This window comes from Streptomyces sp. NPDC059373 (assembly GCF_042751495.1).
Taxonomy (GTDB): Bacteria; Actinomycetota; Actinomycetes; order Streptomycetales; family Streptomycetaceae; genus Actinacidiphila.
Genome location: NZ_JBHYXC010000044.1, coordinates 1 through 17,314 on the forward strand (window position 1 = coordinate 1; position 17,314 = coordinate 17,314).

Annotated in this window: 2 protein-coding genes (1 of these 2 cut by a window edge); both read left to right on the top strand. The window is 71.5% G+C overall.

Going from position 1 to position 17,314, the window contains the following annotated elements; all coding sequences use genetic code 11:
• Nucleotides 1–49 precede the first annotated feature (49 nt).
• A complete protein-coding gene (locus ACFXJ5_RS35110; protein WP_384640474.1) occupies nucleotides 50–17,071 on the top strand; it encodes an amino acid adenylation domain-containing protein in 17,022 nt (5,673 codons plus the stop codon).
• Nucleotides 17,068–17,314, top strand: partial view of a non-ribosomal peptide synthase/polyketide synthase gene (locus ACFXJ5_RS35115; protein WP_384640476.1) — the start only. It continues 23,087 nt past the right edge of the window; the window shows 247 of its 23,334 coding nt (coding positions 1–247); the start codon lies at nucleotides 17,068–17,070; the stop codon falls past the right edge of the window. The genes ACFXJ5_RS35110 and ACFXJ5_RS35115 overlap by 4 nt, the downstream gene beginning before the upstream one ends.

Below are 17,314 nucleotides of genomic sequence, written 5' to 3' on the forward strand. Positions count from 1 at the left end.
CGGGCGGGGTGTGGTCCGGGCCGGTGTGGTGGTGCGGGAGCGGCCTGAGGTGTTGCCGCTGTCATTCGGCCAGCAGAGGATGTGGTTCCTCAACCAGCTCGGCGAGGCCGGGGCGGAGGCGGCGTACAACGTGCCTTTGGCGCTGCGGCTCTCGGGGAGGCTGGATGTCGCGGCGCTGGAGGCGGCTCTCGGTGATGTCGCCGACCGGCACGAGGCCCTGCGTACCGTCTTCCCCGCCACGGAGGGCAGCCCGCGGCAGGAGATCGTCGACGGTCCGCCGCCCCTCCATGTCCAGGCGGTCGCCCCGGCCGGACTGGCCGGCGCTCTGGCCGAGGCCGCGTCCAGGGGTTTCGATGTGGCGTGTGAGCTGCCGTGGCGGACCGAGCTGCTGGTCCTGTCCGACACGGAACACGTGCTGATGCTGGTCGCGCATCACATCGCGGTGGACGGCTGGTCGATGGGCGTGCTGGCCCGGGACCTGCGGGTCGCTTACGGGGCCCGCAGCGCGGGTTCGGTTCCGGTGTGGTCGCCGCTGCCCGTGCAGTACGCCGACTACGCGCTCTGGCAGCGCGAGGTCCTCGGCGATGACGGGGACGCGGACAGCCTGATCAACACCCAACTCGCCTATTGGCGCGATGCGTTGGCGGGACTGCCGGACCAGCTGACTCTTCCGGCGGACCGGAAGCGCCCTGCGGTCGCTTCGTTCCAGGGCGGATCGGTTCCGGTCGGTCTCCGTGCGGAGGCGCACGCGGGCTTGGCAGAGGTGGCGCGTCAGGGCTCGGCGACCATGTTCATGGTCGTGCAGGCGGCACTGGCGATGCTGCTGGCCCGGCTCGGCGCGGGAGCCGACATCCCGGTCGGCACGGCGGTCGCCGGCCGCGCCGACAGCGCGGTGGAGGACCTGGCCGGGTTCTTCGTGAACACGCTGGTGCTGCGGACGGACGCCGGTGGTGACCCGACGTTCGCGGAGTTGCTGGCCCGGGTCCGGGAGACCGACCTGGCGGCTTACGCACATCAGGATCTGCCGTTCGAGCGACTGGTGGAGGAACTCAATCCGGCCCGCTCCCTGGCCCGCCATCCGCTGTTCCAGATCATGCTGGTTCTGCAGAATGCTCCGGCCGCCGACTGGGAGCTGCCGGGCCTGACCGTGCAGGCCCTGGACGACCGGGAACTGCCCGATGAGGCGATCCCCGCGCGCCTCGACCTGTCGGTCAGCCTCACCGAGCATCGCGACGGCCAGGATTCCCCCGCCGGAATTGTCGGCGACCTCCGGTACGCCCTCGATCTGTTCGACGAGCCGACGGCCCGGGCCCTGGCCGAGCGGCTGGTACGGGTTCTGGAGCAGGTCGCGGCCGATCCGGCGGTCCGGCTCAGCGACCTCGACGTACTGGTCGAGGGCGAGCGGTCCCGGGCCCTGGTCGAGTGGAACGACACCGCCCGGGAGATTCCGGCTCTGACGCTGCCCGAGCTGTTCGAGGCCCAGGTGGTACGGGCCCCGGACGCCGTCGCGGTGGTCGGCGGTGACGTCGCGCTGACGTACGCGGAGCTGGAGGCGCGGGCGAACCGGGTGGCGCACTGGTTGATCGGCCGGGGCGTGGGGCCGGAGGACCGGGTCGGCGTACTGATGGAACGGTCGGCCGATCTGGTCGCGGTCCTGCTGGGCGTGCTGAAGTCCGGTGCGGCCTATGTGCCGATCGACCCCGGCTATCCCGCTGATCGGATCGCCTTCATGCTGGCCGACACCAGCCCGGCGCTGGTGGTGTGCACCAGCCGGACGGCGGAGGCCGCCACGGGATTCCCCAGACTGGTCTGGGACGACTCGTCGACCGTGGCGGAGATCGCGACCCGCCGGACGAACGCCCCGAGCGACGCCGACCGGGTCGTGCCGCTGCGTCCGGCTCATTCGGCGTACGTGATCTACACCTCCGGGTCGACCGGGACGCCGAAGGGTGTCGCGGTCACCCACCGGGGTCTGACCAACTTCGTGTCGTGGCGCGTGGCGAACTATGCCTGGGGCCCGGGCGATCGGGTCCTGCAGTTCGCCTCGGTGTCCTTCGACGTGTCCGTCGCGGAGATCTTCCCCGCGTTGGCGGGGGGCGCGACGCTGTGCGTCGCCCGGCGTGATGGCGACGCCCTGGCGGAGCTGGAGAAGCTGGCCGTCAACGCCGTGACGTTCACTCCGAGCGTTCTGGAGTCGCTGATCGGCGACGACGAGCGGGCGGCGACAGTGCTGGGGAACATCGAGCACGTCGTGCTCGGCGGCGAGGAATACGGGTCCGAGCTGGTCCGGCGCTGGGCCCCGGGGCGTTCGTTCCACAACGAGTACGGGCCGACGGAGGCCACCGTCGTGGTCACCTCGTGGGCGGCTCCGGCCACGGTGCCGGACGCGGTGTCGCTGGGCGGTCCGGTCACCAACACCCGGGTGTACGTGCTGGACGAGTTTCTGCGGCCGGTCCCCCCGGGAGTGGTCGGCGATCTGTACGCCGCAGGGGCCGGGCTGGCACGCGGCTACGTCCGGCGCCCGGGACTGACGTCGGAGCGGTTCGTCGCCTGCCCCTTCTCGGATTCCGGGGAGCGGATGTACCGGACCGGTGACCTGGCGCGCTGGTCGCCGGAGGGCGAGCTGAGGTTCGTCGGCCGGGTCGACGACCAGGTGAAGATCCGGGGGTTCCGGATCGAGCTGGGTGAGATCGAGGTGGTGCTCGCCGGGTACGAGAGCGTCGGCCAGGTCGCGGTGATCGCCCGGGAGGACCAGCCCGGGGTCAAGCGGCTGGTCGCCTACGTCGTCCCGGCCGACCGCGACGTGGACGGCAGCGCGTTGCGCGAGTACGCCGCGAGGGCGCTGCCGGAGTACATGGTGCCTTCCGCCGTCGTGGTGTTGGAGTCCCTGCCGGTGACGGTGAACGGGAAGCTGGACCGGGCCGCACTGCCGGCACCGGCCCTGGGCGATGCGGTGGGCCGGGGGCCGGCGACGCCGCTGGAAGAGGTGCTGTGCGGGCTGTTCGGTGAACTCCTGGACCTGGAACGCGTGGGCGCGGAGGACTCGTTCTTCGAGCTGGGCGGCGACTCGCTGCTCGCGATGCGGCTGATCGCGTCGATCCGGAAGGCCCTCGGCGCCGAGATCACCATCCGGCAGCTCTTCGGCGCCCCCTCGGCGGCGGGAGTCGCGCGGCTGGTGGCGGACGACCAGGGCGTGGCCCGGGGCGGGGTGGTCGTACGGGAACGTCCCGACCCCCTCCCGCTGTCGTTCGGCCAGCAGCGGATGTGGTTCCTGAACAGCCTGGAGGAGGCCGGAGCGGGCGCGGCCTACAACGTGCCGCTGGTCCTGCGGATGTCCGGGGAAGTCGACGTGATCGCGCTGGAGGCCGCCCTTGCCGACGTCGCGGACCGGCACGAGACACTGCGCACCGTCTACCCGGAGACGGGAGGGGTTCCCCGGCAGCACATCCTGCACGGCTCAGAAGGCCGTCCGAAGCTGCACCTGCGCGAGCTCGCCGAGCACGAGGTGCCCGCCGCGCTCGCCAAGGCGGCCGGCCGGCGCTTCGACCTGGCGCATGACCTGCCGTGGCGGACCGAGTTGCTGGTTCTGTCGGACACGGAGTGCGCGCTGGTGCTGGTGGCGCATCACATCGCGGTGGACGGCTGGTCGATGGGCGTCCTCGCCCGTGACCTGCGGGCCGCCTACGCAGCACGTCGGCGCGGTGCCCCCGCCGGGTGGTCGGCGCTGCCGGTCCAGTACGCCGACTACGCGCTCTGGCAGCACGACATGCTCGGCGCCCCGGACGATCCGGACAGCGTCATCAGCGCCCAGCTCGGCCACTGGCGGGCGGCGTTGGCGGAACTGCCCGAGGAGCTGACGCTTCCGCTGGACCGGGTCCGGCCCGCGGTGCCGTCGTTCAAGGGAGGGTCGGTTCCGGTCCGGGTGGACGCGGCCACCCACGCCGCGCTCGCGGACGCCGCCCGGCGGGGCTCGGCGACCCTCTTCATGGTGGTCCAGGCGGCGCTGGGGATGCTGCTGGCCCGGCTCGGCGCGGGCACCGACATTCCGATCGGCACGACGATCGCGGGACGCGGCGACTCCGCCCTGGAGGATCTCGCGGGGTTCTTCGTGAACACCCTGGTCCTGCGGACCGACGTCGGCGGCGACCCGACGTTCGCGGAACTGCTGGCCCGGGTCCGGGAGACCGACCTGTCGGCCTACGCCCACCAGGATCTGCCGTTCGAGAGGCTGGTGGAGGACCTCAACCCGGCCCGGTCCCTCGCCCGGCACCCGCTCTTCCAGGTCATGCTGCTTCTGCAGAACCTGCCGGCCCCCGCTTGGGAGTTGCCCGGCCTGACCGTACGGGCGCAGGAGGCCGAGTCGCTGCCCGCTCGGTTCGACCTGTCCGTGACCCTCATCGAGCGCCGCGACGGGCAGGGCGCCCCGGACGGCATTGAAGGAGACCTCTCCTACCCGACCGATCTGTTCGATGAGCCGACGGCCCGGGCAGTCGCAGGCCGGCTCGTACGGGTGCTGGAGCAGGTGGCGGCCGACCCGCAGGTGAGGCTCGGCCGGCTCGACCTCCTCGACGACGCCGAGCAGCGGCGGGTGGTCGACGAGTGGAACGACACCCGCCGGCCGATCCCGGCCCTGACGCTGCCCGAGCTCTTCCAGGCCCAGGCGGCGCGGACCCCGGACGCCGTCGCGGTGACCGGCGACGCCCTCTCCTGGACGTACGCCGAACTGAACGAGCGAGCCAACCGGATCGCGCACTGGCTGACCGGCCAGGGGGTCGGGCCCGAGAGCCGGGTCGGCGTGGTGATGGACCGGTCGGCCGAGCTGATCGCCGTCCTGCTGGGCGTCCTGAAGGCGGGCGCGGCCTATGTGCCGTTGGACGCGGGGCATCCGGCGGAGCGGCTGCGGTCGATGGTGGCCGAGGCCGCTGTGTCGCTGGTGCTTGCCAACCGGACCATGGACGAGCTCGGCGCTGTCCCCGTGGCCGACGTCCTGGCGGACGGAACGCCCCCGACCGACCCCGACGTGCCCCTCTCCCCGGCGGCCCTCGCGTACGTGATGTACACGTCCGGGTCGACGGGTGTGCCCAAGGGCGTCGCGGTGACCCACCGGAACGTCGTGAGCTTCATCCTGGACCGCAGTTGGGACGGCGGCCTTGCCGAGCGGGTGCTGTTGCAGGCCAACCACGCCTTCGACGCCTCGACGTACGAGATCTGGGTGCCGCTGGTGCGAGGCGGCAGGCTGGTCGTCGTGCCGCCGGGCGAAGTGGACGCGGCCGAGCGCGGCCGCGTGATCGCCTCGCACGGGGTCACCAACGTGCATGCGACGGCAGGGCTGTTCGGCGTGTTGGCCGAGGAGGCCCCGCAGATCTTCGGCGGCGTACGGGAGGTGTCGACCGGCGGCGACGTGGTGTCCGCGTCGGCGATCCGGGCGCTGCTGCAGGCACATCCTGGGCTGACCGTCAGGTCGACGTACGGGCCTACCGAGGCGACGGCGTTCACGACCCAAATCGCCTACACGGCTGCGGACTCCGTCCCTGACGGCGTCCCGATCGGGTACCCGATGGACAACAGCCGGGCGTACGTACTCGACGCCTTCCTGCGTCCGGTGGCGCCGGGTGTGATCGGTGAGTTGTATGTCGCGGGATCGGGGCTTGCGCGGGGTTATGACGGTCGGGCGGGGCTGACGGCGGAGCGTTTCGTGGCCTGCCCGTTCGGGGGCCGGATGTATCGGACGGGTGATCTGGCGCGTTGGTCGAAGGACGGTCAGTTGCTGTTCGCGGGCCGGGCGGATGATCAGGTGAAGATCCGGGGGTTCCGGATTGAGCCGGGTGAGGTCGAGGCGGTGTTGGCCGCGCACGAGAGTGTGGGTCAGGTCGCGGTGGTGGTGCGTGAGGATCAGCCGGGGGCCAAGCGGTTGGTCGCGTATGTCGTCGCGGCTACCGGGGATGTGGACGGGGAGCTGCTGCGGGAGTACGTGGCGGGCAAGGTGCCGGACTATATGGTGCCTGCGGCGGTCATGGCGCTGGAGTCCCTGCCGGTGACGGTGAACGGCAAGCTCGACCGGGCCGCGCTGCCTGCCCCTGAGTTCGGCGGCGGCGAGGGGCGGGGCCCGGCGACGCCGGTGGAGGCGGTCCTGTGCGCGCTGTTCGGTGAGGTGCTGGGGCTGGAGTGGGTGGGCGCGGAGGACTCGTTCTTCGCGCTGGGCGGTGACTCGATCATGTCGATGCTGGTCGTGGCCCGGGCCCGACGCGCCGGGGTGGTGATCACGGCCCGGCAGGTGTTCGAGCACAAGTCCCCGGCGGGGCTGGCGCGGGTGGCCGGGACGGTCACCGCGGAACCGGCGGAGCTCCGGACGACCAGTGTCGGGCCGGTGCCCCTGACCCCGGCGATGCTCGAACTGGCCGGACGGGCCGGCTCGGTGGCGCTGACCGGGACCTTCTCCCAGTCGATGCTGATCGAGGTCCCGGCCGGGCTGGACCTGGGACGGCTGACCGCGGCGGTGGGCTCGCTGCTCGACCGGCACGCTCTTCTGCGCTCGCGGCTGGAATACGCCGAGGGCGCGGGCCGGCTGGTGATCCCGGAGCCGGGCACCGGGTTGACGGCCGCGGACTGTGTGGTGCGCGCCGAGGCGGACGACGTGACGGCCGAGGCGGAGCGCGCGGTGGGACATCTCGATCCGCGGGCCGGGGTGATGGTGCGGGTGGTGTGGTTCGACGCCGGACCGGAAGTCCCGGGGCGGTTGCTGCTGGTCGCCCATCACCTGGTGGTCGACGTCGTGTCGTGGCGGACGCTCGTGCCGGATCTGGCCGCCGCGTACTCGGCAGTGGATAGCGGTGAGCCGGCGGCGGGGACGTCGTTCCAGCGGTGGGCCCGGGTCCTGGCCGAACAGGCGGTGACTGCCGGAAGAGTGGCGGAACTGCCAGGCTGGACCCGATTGCTGGACGGGCCCGCCGCGCCGATCGCCGACCGTGCCCTCGACCCGGCCGTCGACACCCAGGGCGGCGGGATGCGGAAGGTCGAGTTCCAACTACCGGTGTCCGTGACGTCGGCACTGCTGACGCGGGTGCCCGCCGCTTTCCACTCCGGCATCGACGACGTGCTGCTGGCCGGTCTGGTCGCTGCCGTGGAGGAGTGGCGGCGTGCCCGGGGCCGCACCGCCCCCGGCGGACTGCTGGTGGACGTGGAGGGGCACGGCCGCGTGCCGCTCTCCGACGACATGGATCTGACCGGCACGGTCGGCTGGTTCACCAGCTCCTACCCGGTACGACTGGACGCGGGAAGCGCGGACCACGCACAGGTACGGGCCGGTGGTCCGGAGGCGGGTCGCCTGCTCAAGCGGGTCAAAGAGCAGGTCCGGGCCGTCCCGGGTGACGGGCTCGGGTACGGGATGTTGCGTCATCTCAACCCGGAGACCGCTCCGGCCTTCGAGGGGCTGCCCTCCGCACAGATCGGCTTCAACTATCTCGGCCGGTTCACACACACCGACGACACCACCGGGGGCAGCTGGCGGCCCGTCGGCGGTACGGGCCTCGCGGCGAGCACGGACCCCCGCATGGCGGCGTCCCACGCGCTGGAAGCCGGTGGCCTGGTGGCCGATCTGCCGGACGGGCCCGAGCTGACCGTTTCCCTGGTCTGCCCGGTCGGCCTGTTCGAGGAGGAGGCGCTGCGGGAACTCGCGTCCGGTTGGGCGGCGATGCTCACCGGGCTGGCTGCCCACGCGTCCGAGCCGGGAAGCGGCGGTCACACTCCGTCCGACTTCCCCCTGGCCGCTCTCGGGCAGGGCGACGTCGAGGAGTTGGAGGCGGACGTCCCCGGCCTCGTCGACGTATGGCCGTTGTCGCCCTTGCAGGAGGGCCTGCTGTTCCACGCCCGGTACGACGAGCAGATACGCGACGTCTACGTCGAGCAGACCTTCGTCGACCTGGAAGGCCGTCTGGACACCGACGTTCTGCGGGCGTCGTGGCAGGCGCTGCTGGACCGGCACGCGAGCCTGCGGACCGGCTTCCGGCAGCCGGCCGGGATGGAGAGCCCCGTACAGGTGGTCGTCCCCGAGGTGGTGCTGCCCTGGCGGGAGGTGGACCTGTCCGGTCAGTTCGGTCAGTCCGAGGAGGACGCCGAGACCGAGGTCCTCCGGCTGGCGAAGGAGGAACAGTCCCGGTTCGATCTGGCGGTTCCGCCGATGCTCCGGTTGCTGCTGGTGAAGCTGGACGGAGCGCGCCACCGACTCTTCGTGACATTGCATCACATCGTTCTGGACGGCTGGTCCTTGCCGGTCCTGTTCGGCGAGTTGTCGGAGATCTACGCGGCCGGGGGCGACGCCGGCGGTCTGCCGCCGGTCACGCCGTACCGGGACTATCTGGCATGGCTGGGCCGTCAGGACAAGGACGTCGCGCGGGAGGCATGGCGGGCGGCTCTGGCGGGGACGTCCGAGCCCACCCTCGTCGGACCGGTCGACCGGGGCGGGGAACCGATGTCACCCCGGACGATCATGTCTTCGGCCGGCCCGGAGCTGACCGAGGCGCTCCGCGAGATGGCGCAGGCGAACGGGTTCACGCTGAACACGGTGATCCAGGGCGTCTGGGGGGTACTGGTCGGGATGCTCGCGGGCCGGACCGATGTGGTGTTCGGCGCGACGGTCGCCGGTCGCCCGGCCGAGCTGCCGGGCGTCGAGCAGATGCTGGGACTGCTCATGAACACCGTCCCGGTGCGGGTACGTCTCGATCCTCGATGGACGGTCGCGGATCTACTGGCCGACCTTCAGGTGCGGCAGGCCGAGCTGATCGCCCATCAGCACCTGGGACTGACCGAGATCCAGCGCATCGCCGGTGCCGGCGCGACCTTCGACGCCCTGCTGGCGTACGAGAACTATCCGCGGCACCCGGACGGACCCCTGCGGTTCGACGGTGTGACGGTGGGCGGTCTCAACGGCGAGGACGCGGCCCACTATCCGCTGTTCCTCGGCGTCATCCCCGGCGACCGGCTGCAACTGCGGCTCGACTACCGGCCGGACGTGCTGGACGAGGAGACCGTCCGGGCCCTGTCGGGACGCCTGCTACGGCTCCTGGAGCAGGTGGCGGACAACCCCGGGCAGCGGCTCGGTCAGCTGGAGCTGCTTGACGCCGCGGAGCGCCGCGCGGTCGTGGGGGAGTGGAACGACACCGCTGAGCCGATCCCCGCGGCCACGTTGCCGGAGTTGTTCGTGGCCCAGGCGGCCCGGACGCCAGGTGCGCCTGCGGTGATCGATGACGCGGGGTTGTCGATGTCGTATGCGGAGTTGGATGAGCGGTCGAATCGGGTGGCGCGTTGGCTGACGGGTCGGGGGGTGGGGCCGGAGAGCCGGGTGGCCGTGCTGATGGAGCGGTCGGTGGACCTGATGGCCGTGCTGTGGGGTGTGTTGAAGGCGGGGGCTTCGTACGTTCCGGTGGATCCGGAGTATCCGGTGGATCGGATCGCGTATGTGTTGGCGGACGCGGCGCCTGAGGTGGTGGTGTGCTCGGGGCGTGTGGCGGGTGGGTCTTCGTGGGTGGTGTGGGATGACGAGGCGACGGTCGCGGAGGTCGCGTCGTGTTCCGGGGCCCCGCTGGATGTGTCGGTGGGGTCGGGTCATCCGGCGTATGTGATTTATACGTCGGGGTCGACGGGGCGTCCGAAGGGTGTGGTCGTCTCGCATGGGGCGATTGTGAACCGGTTGTTGTGGATGCAGGACACGTTCCCGCTGTCGGGGGATGACCGGGTGTTGCAGAAGACGCCGACGGGGTTCGACGTGTCGGTGTGGGAGTTGTTCTGGCCGTTGATCGTGGGTGCGGGCCTGGTGGTGGCGCGGCCGGGTGGGCACCGTGATCCGGCGTATCTGGTGGATGTGGTGGAGCGGCGTGGCGTGACGGTGACGCACTTCGTACCGTCGATGCTCAACGCCTTCCTCCAAGAGGTTCGGCCGGGCGACTGCGCCGGTCTGCGCCGGGTGATCTGCAGCGGTGAAGCGCTGCCCGCAGACGCGGTCGAGGAGTTCCACGCGCTGCTGGGTGCCGGGCTGTTCAACCTGTACGGGCCGACCGAAGTCGCCGTGGATGTGACGTTCTGGGACTGCTCGGTGACCGCACCGTCGGGAGTGGTGCCGATCGGCCGTCCGGTGTGGAACACCCAGACGTATGTGCTGGACGAGTTCCTGCGTCCGCTGCCGCCGGGCGTGACGGGTGAGCTGTATCTTGCCGGCGATCAGCTGGCCCGGGGGTATGCGGGCCGGGCCGCGCTGACATCGGAACGGTTTGTGGCCTGCCCGTTCCCGGGATCGGATCGGATGTACCGGACCGGTGATCTGGCGCGGTGGACGCCGGAGGGCGAGCTGCTCTATGCGGGGCGCGCTGACGACCAGGTGAAGATCCGGGGGTTCCGGATCGAACCTGGTGAGATCGCGGCGGTGCTGGCCGCGCACGAGAGCGTGGGTCAGGTCGTGGTGATCGTCCGTGAGGACCAGCCGGGGACCAAGCGGCTGGTCGCCTACGTCGTCCCGGCCGACGCTGACGGCGACGTGGACGCGGGGCTGCTCCGGGACTACGCGGCGGACAGGCTGCCGGAGTACATGGTGCCCGCCGCGATCGTGCAACTGGAGTCCCTGCCCGTCACGGTGAACGGGAAGCTGGATCGGGGGGCGCTGCCTGCGCCGGAGTTCGGTGGTTCGGTGGGTCGTGGTCCGGAGAGTGCGGTGGAGGGGGTGTTGTGCGGGCTGTTCGGTGAGGTGCTGGGGCTGGAGTGGGTCGGTGCGGAGGACTCGTTCTTCGCGCTGGGTGGTGATTCGATCATGTCGATGCTGGTGGTTTCGCGGGCTCGGCGGGCCGGGGTGGTCATCACCGCGCGGCAGGTGTTCGAGCATCGGACCCCGGCCGCGCTGGCCAGGGTCGCAGCGACGCCGACGACCACGGACCGCGTGGACGAGCGGGCGACCGGCACCGTGCCACTGACCCCGTTGATGCGCGAGCTGGCCGAGCGGGCCGGCCCGACGGTCCTGACCGGCGCGTTCTCCCAGACGATGCTGATCGAGGTCCCGGCAGGCCTGGAGCTGTCGCGCCTGGAGGCGGCGGTTCAGAAAGTACTGGATCACCATGATGTCCTCCGTGCCCGCTTGGAGTTGGTCGAGGGCGAGCCGGACTCTCTGGTGGTGCCCGCGAAGGGCTCCGGGCTGCCGTGCGTACGGAAGGTGGACGTGGCCGGCCTGGCCGAGGAGCGGCGGGCCGACGCGGTGCGGGCGTGCGTCGAAGAGGAGGCCCGGCAGCTCGATCCGTTGGCCGGCCGGATGGTGCGGGTGGTGTGGTTCGACGCCGGACCCGGCGCGCCGGGCTGGTTGCTGGTGGTGGCACATCATCTGGTGGTCGACGGTGTGTCGTGGCGGGTGCTCGTACCGGATCTCGCGACCGCGTACACGTCCGGCCTGGACGCGGCGGGCACGTCGTTCCGGCGATGGGCGCAGGCCCTCGCCGAGGAGGCGCTGAGTGCCGGTCGGATGGCCGAGTTGCCGGTCTGGACCCGCATGTTGGAAGGCCCCGCCCCACTGCTGGGTGGGCGGGCGCTGGATCCTGCCGTGGACACCGTGGCCGGTGGGACGCGGCGGGTCGAGTTCCGGCTACCGGCGACGGTGACGTCGGAGCTGCTGACGCGGGTTCCGGCTGCTTTCCACGCAGGGATCGATGACGTGCTGCTGGCCGGTCTGGTCGCGGCCCTGGACGAGTGGCGTGAGATCCCGGGCGGCCTGCTGGTGAACGTGGAGGGGCACGGTCGTGTGCCGCTCTCCGACGACATGGACTTGACGCGTACGGTCGGCTGGTTCACCAGCTCGTATCCGGTCAGGCTCGATCCCGGGCCGGTGGACCCCGAGCGGATCCGTGCCGGCGCCCCCGACGCGGGCCGTCTGCTCAAGCGGGTCAAGGAGCAGGTGCGGGCGGTCCCCGGCGACGGGCTGGGTTACGGCTTGCTGCGGTATCTGAACCCGGAGACGGCTGCCGCCTTCGAGGGGCTCCCCTCGGCCCGGATCGGCTTCAACTACCTCGGCCGCTTCGCTCCGGGCAACGACACCGTGCGCGGGAACTGGCAGCCCGACGCCGACACCGTCATGGGTGGGACGGCCGACGAGCACATGGTTCTGTCGCATGAGCTCGACGCCGGTGGCCTGGTCCGCGATCTTCCCGACGGGCCCGAGCTGACGGTGTCGCTGACCTGCCCGGCCGGGTTGCTGGACGACGCTGCGCTGGACGAGATCGGCGCGGGCTGGGTGGCGATGCTCACCGGTCTGGCCGTCCACGCCGCCGGGTCCGGCAGTGGTGGGCACACCCCATCGGACTTCCCGCTGGTCGTTCTCGGCCAGGACGAGGTGGAGGAGCTGGAGCAGGCTGTCCCGGGTCTGGTGGATGTGTGGCCGCTGTCGCCGTTGCAGGAAGGGCTGTTGTTCCACGCCCGGTACGACGAGGACGCCTACGACGCGTATGTGGGTCAGCGGTTCCTCGACCTCGAAGGGGAGTTGGACACCGGCGTTCTTCGGGCGTCGTGGCAGGCGCTGCTGGACCGGCACGCGAGCCTGCGGACCGGGTTCCGGCAGCTTGCCGGGATGGAGAACCCGGTCCAGGTGGTCGTCCGGGACGTGGAGCTTCCCTGGCGCGAAGCCGACCTCTCGGGCCTGTCCGAGACGGAGGCCGAGGCGGAGGCGAAGCGGCTCGCCGAGGAGGAGCAGGCGAGCCGGTTCGAGCTGGCGGTTCCGCCGGCGTTGCGGTTGTTGCTGGTGAAGCTGGGCGACTCGCGTCATCGGCTGCTGGTGACCTCGCACCACATCGTCATGGACGGCTGGTCGCTGCCCATCCTGTTCGGTGAGCTGTCCCAGGTGTACGCGGCCGGCGGCGATGCGAGTGCCCTGCCGCCGGTGACGCCGTACCGGGACTATCTGTCCTGGCTGGACCGCCAGGACAAGGAAGCCGCCCGCTCCGCCTGGCGCGAACTGCTCGCCGGCGCCGACGATCCCACGCTCGTGGCGCCTGCCGACGGTGACAGCGGCGAGCCGGTCGGGCACGTCGTCACCCGCACCGGCCAAGAACTCACCCGGACCTTGCAAGCGACCGCCCGCAGGCACGGGTTGACGCTGAACACCCTGGTCCAGGGTGCGTGGGCGGTCCTGGTCGGAGTTCTGTCAGGCCGCACCGATGCGGTGTTCGGTACGACGGTCGCGGGCCGGCCGGCCGAGCTGCCGGGCGTCGAGCGGATGCTCGGGCTCTTCATCAACACGGTGCCCGTGCGGGTGCGTCTCGATCCGTACCGGACGATCGCGGAGCTGCTGACGGATCTTCAGATCCAACAGGCCGGACTGATCGCCCACCAGCACCTGGGGCTCACGGAAATCCAGCGGATCGCCGGTGCGGGCGCCACCTTCGACACCCTCGTGGTCTACGAGAACTATCCGAGCGGCCCCGACACGGCCGGGCAGCCCGGAGGACTGCCGATCGTCGGAGGCGGGGGCGAGGAGGCCGCTCACTATCCGCTCACCCTTGTGGCGGCCCCCGGCGACGGACTGGAACTGCGGCTGGAGTACCGGCCCGACCTGTTCGACGGGCCGACGGCCGAAGCCCTGACGGCCCGGCTGGTCCGGCTCCTGGAACAGATCGCCGTGGACCCGGGACTCCGGGTCGGCGACCTCGACGTACTGGAACCGGCCGAACGGCAGCAGGTCCTGGAGGAGTGGAACGACACCACCGGTCCCGTGCCGGCCACGCTGGTCACCGACCTGTTCGAGGCGCAGGCCGCGCGGACCCCCGATCTGGCGGCGGTCGTCACCGAGGACGCCGCCCTGACCTACGCGGAGCTGGAGGCGCGGGCCAACCAGGTCGCCCACCGGCTCATCAGCCGGGGAATCGGCCCGGAGGACCTCGTCGGCGTACTCATGGACCGGACCGTCGATCTGCTCGCGGTGCTGCTCGGCGTACTGAAGTCGGGCGCGGCCTATGTGCCGATCGACCCCGGCTACCCGGCCGAGCGGATCGGCTTCATGGTGGCCGACGCGCGCCCGGCGCTGCTGGTGTGCACCGGCAGGACCACGGGGGCCGTCTCCGGGTTCGAACGGCTCGTCTGGGACGCCCCGGACGTGGTGGCCGACCTGGCGGCCCGTCCGACGACCGCGCCGACCGACGCCGACCGCGTCGCGCCGCTGCGGCCCGCCCACCCGGCATATGTGATCTACACCTCCGGCTCGACCGGAACACCCAAGGGTGTCGCGGTCGCACACCGCGGATTCGTCAACTACGTGAACTGGCGGGTCGGCGCCTACGGCTGGGGGCCGGGCGACCGGGTCCTGCAGTTCGCCTCGGTGTCGTTCGACACGTCCGTGTCGGAGATCTACCCGACACTGGCCGGCGGGGCGACCCTGTGCGTGGCCCGGCGGGACGGCGACATCCTGCTGGAGCTGGAGACTCTGGCCGTCAACGCCGTCACTTTCACCCCGAGCGTCCTGGAGACGCTCGTCGGGGACGACGCGCGGACGGAGGCGGTGCTGCGCGACATCGAGCATGTCGTCACCGCCGGCGAGGAGTGCAGCCCGGAGGTGGTGCGGCGCTGGGCCCCGGGACGGGCGTTCTACAACGAGTACGGCCCGACCGAGGCCACGGTGGACGTCACCTGCTGGACGGCGCCCGCCGCGCTCCCTGACGTCGTGTCGCTCGGCGGCCCGATCGCCAACGTACGCGTGTACGTCCTGGACCAGCACCTGCGCCCGGTACCCCCCGGCGTGACCGGGGAACTGTACGTGGCCGGGACCGGGCTGGCGCGTGGTTACGTCCGGCGGCCGGATCTTACCTCGCAGCGGTTCGTCGCCTGCCCCTTCCCGGATTCCGGGGAACGGATGTACCGGACCGGTGACCTGGCGCGGTGGACCCCCGAGGGCGAGCTGCGGTTCGCGGGCCGGGTCGACGACCAGGTGAAGATCCGCGGATTCCGGATCGAGCCGGGTGAGATCGAGGCGGTGCTGGCCGCCCACGAGAGCGTCGGCCAGGTCGCCGTGACAGCCCGAGCCGACCAGCAGGACGGCCGTGCCCGCGCCGTCAAGCGCCTGATCGCCTATGTGGTGCCGGCCGACCCGAACACCGGCATCGACGCGGCGGCACTGCGCGACCACGTCGCAGGGCTGATGCCGGAGCACATGGTCCCGGCCGCCGTCGTGGCGCTCGACTCGCTGCCCGTCTCGGTGAACGGCAAGCTCGACCGTGCCGCGCTGCCCGCCCCGGAGCTCAGTGCCCGCCCGGCCGGCCGGGGCCCGGCCACTCCGGTCGAGGAGGTGCTCTGCGACCTGTTCAGCGAGGCCCTCGGCCTGGAGTGGGTCGGTGCGGAGGACTCGTTCTTCGAACTCGGCGGCGATTCGATCATGTCGATGCTGGTCGTCTCGCGAGCCCGGCGGGCCGGAGTGGTGATCACCGCCCGGCAGGTGTTCGAGCACAAGTCCCCGGCAGCCCTCGCCCGAGTCGCCGGCACGACCACCGCCGGCCCCGTCTCTGTACTCCGGGAACCGGATGTGGGCGTGGGCCCGGTTCCGCTGACCCCGGTGATGCGTGAGCTGGTCGAGCGGGCGGGCCCGACCGCCCTGACCGGATCGTTGACCCAGTCGATGCTCGTGGAGGTGCCCGCCGGGCTGGATCTCTCCCGGCTCACGGCGGCGGTGCGGGCACTGCTGGATCATCACGACGTCCTGCGCGCCCGTCTCGAGCTCGTCGACGGCCGGCCGGACTCGCTGGTGGTGCCGGAGAAGGGTTCCGGACCGTCGGCCGAGGACTGCGTGCTGCGCGCCGCGACGCCGGACGTGCCGGGCGAGTTCCGGCGCGCGGTGGACCGGCTCGACCCGTCGGCCGGATTGATGGTCCAGCTGGTGTGGTTCGACGCGGGCCCCGACGTTCCCGGACGGCTGCTGCTGGTGGCGCATCACCTGGTCGTCGACGGTGTGTCCTGGCGGGTGCTCCTCCCCGATCTGGCGGCCGCCTACGAGGCCCTGGAGGCAGGACGGGACGTCGCGCTCGACCCGGTCGAGACGTCCTTCCGGAGGTGGGCACAGGCCCTGGAGAGGCAGGCGGCCGGTGCCGGCCGAGTGGCCGAACTGCCGCACTGGACCCGGCTGCTGGACGGCCCCGACCCGCTCATAGGGAAACGGGCGCTCGACCCCACTGCGGACACCGTGGCCGCCGGGGTGCACGCGGTCTCCCTGCCGGTGCCCGTCCCCGTGACGGCGGACCTGCTGACCCGGGTTCCGGCGGCGTACTACGCGGGTGTCGACGACGTACTGCTGGCCGGTCTGGTCGCTGCGGTGGCCGAATGGCAGCAGGGGCGGGGCCGTGAAACCGAGGCCGGGATGCTCGTGGACGTCGAGGGCCACGGCCGCGTGCCACTGACCGAGGATCCGCAGTCGGACGATCTGGACCTGACCCGAACCGTCGGCTGGTTCACCGGCTCCTACCCGGTACGCCTCCACCCGGGCACCACGGAGTACGCGACGATCCGCTCCGGCGGAGCCGCCGCGGGCGTCCTGATCAAGCAGGTCAAGGAGCAACTGCGGGCGGTGCCCGGCGACGGGCTCGGGTTCGGGCTGCTGCGCTACCTGAACCCGGAGACGGCCCCGGCCCTGTCCGGGGTGCCGACCCCGCAGATCGGCTTCAACTACCTCGGCCGCTTCGCCTCCTCGGCTGGGCAGTTGGACGGCCATGACATGGGAAAGGCGAGCTGGCAGCCTGTCGGAGACGTCGTTTTGGGGGGCACGGCGGACGCCCGGATGGCCGCTTCCCATGCCCTCGAAACCGGCGGGCTGGTCCGGGACCTTCCGGAAGGTCCCGAACTGACCCTGACCCTGGCCTGCCCGACAGGGCTGCTCGACCGGGCCGCCCTTCACGAGCTGGCCACCGGCTGGGTCGCGATGCTCACGGGACTGGCGGCTCACACCGACGACCAGGACGGTGCTCCCCGCACCAGCGGTCACACGCCCTCGGACTTCGCCCTGGTCGCACTTGCCCAGGACGAGATCGACGAGTTCCAGATCAGGCTTGCAGACGAAGGGGGATCGCAGTGACCCAGGTGCGTATCGAAGATGTGTGGCCGCTGTCGCCGCTTCAGGAAGGTCTGCTGTTCCACGCGGGGTACGACGAGGACGCCCACGACGTCTACGTGCTCCAGGGCGCGATGGAACTCCGCGGCGCACTGGACATCGATCTCTTACGCACCTCCTGGCAGACACTGCTCGACCGGCACGCGACGCTCCGGGCGAGCTTCCAGCGTCGAGGCACGGGCGACCCCGTCCAACTGATCGCCTCTG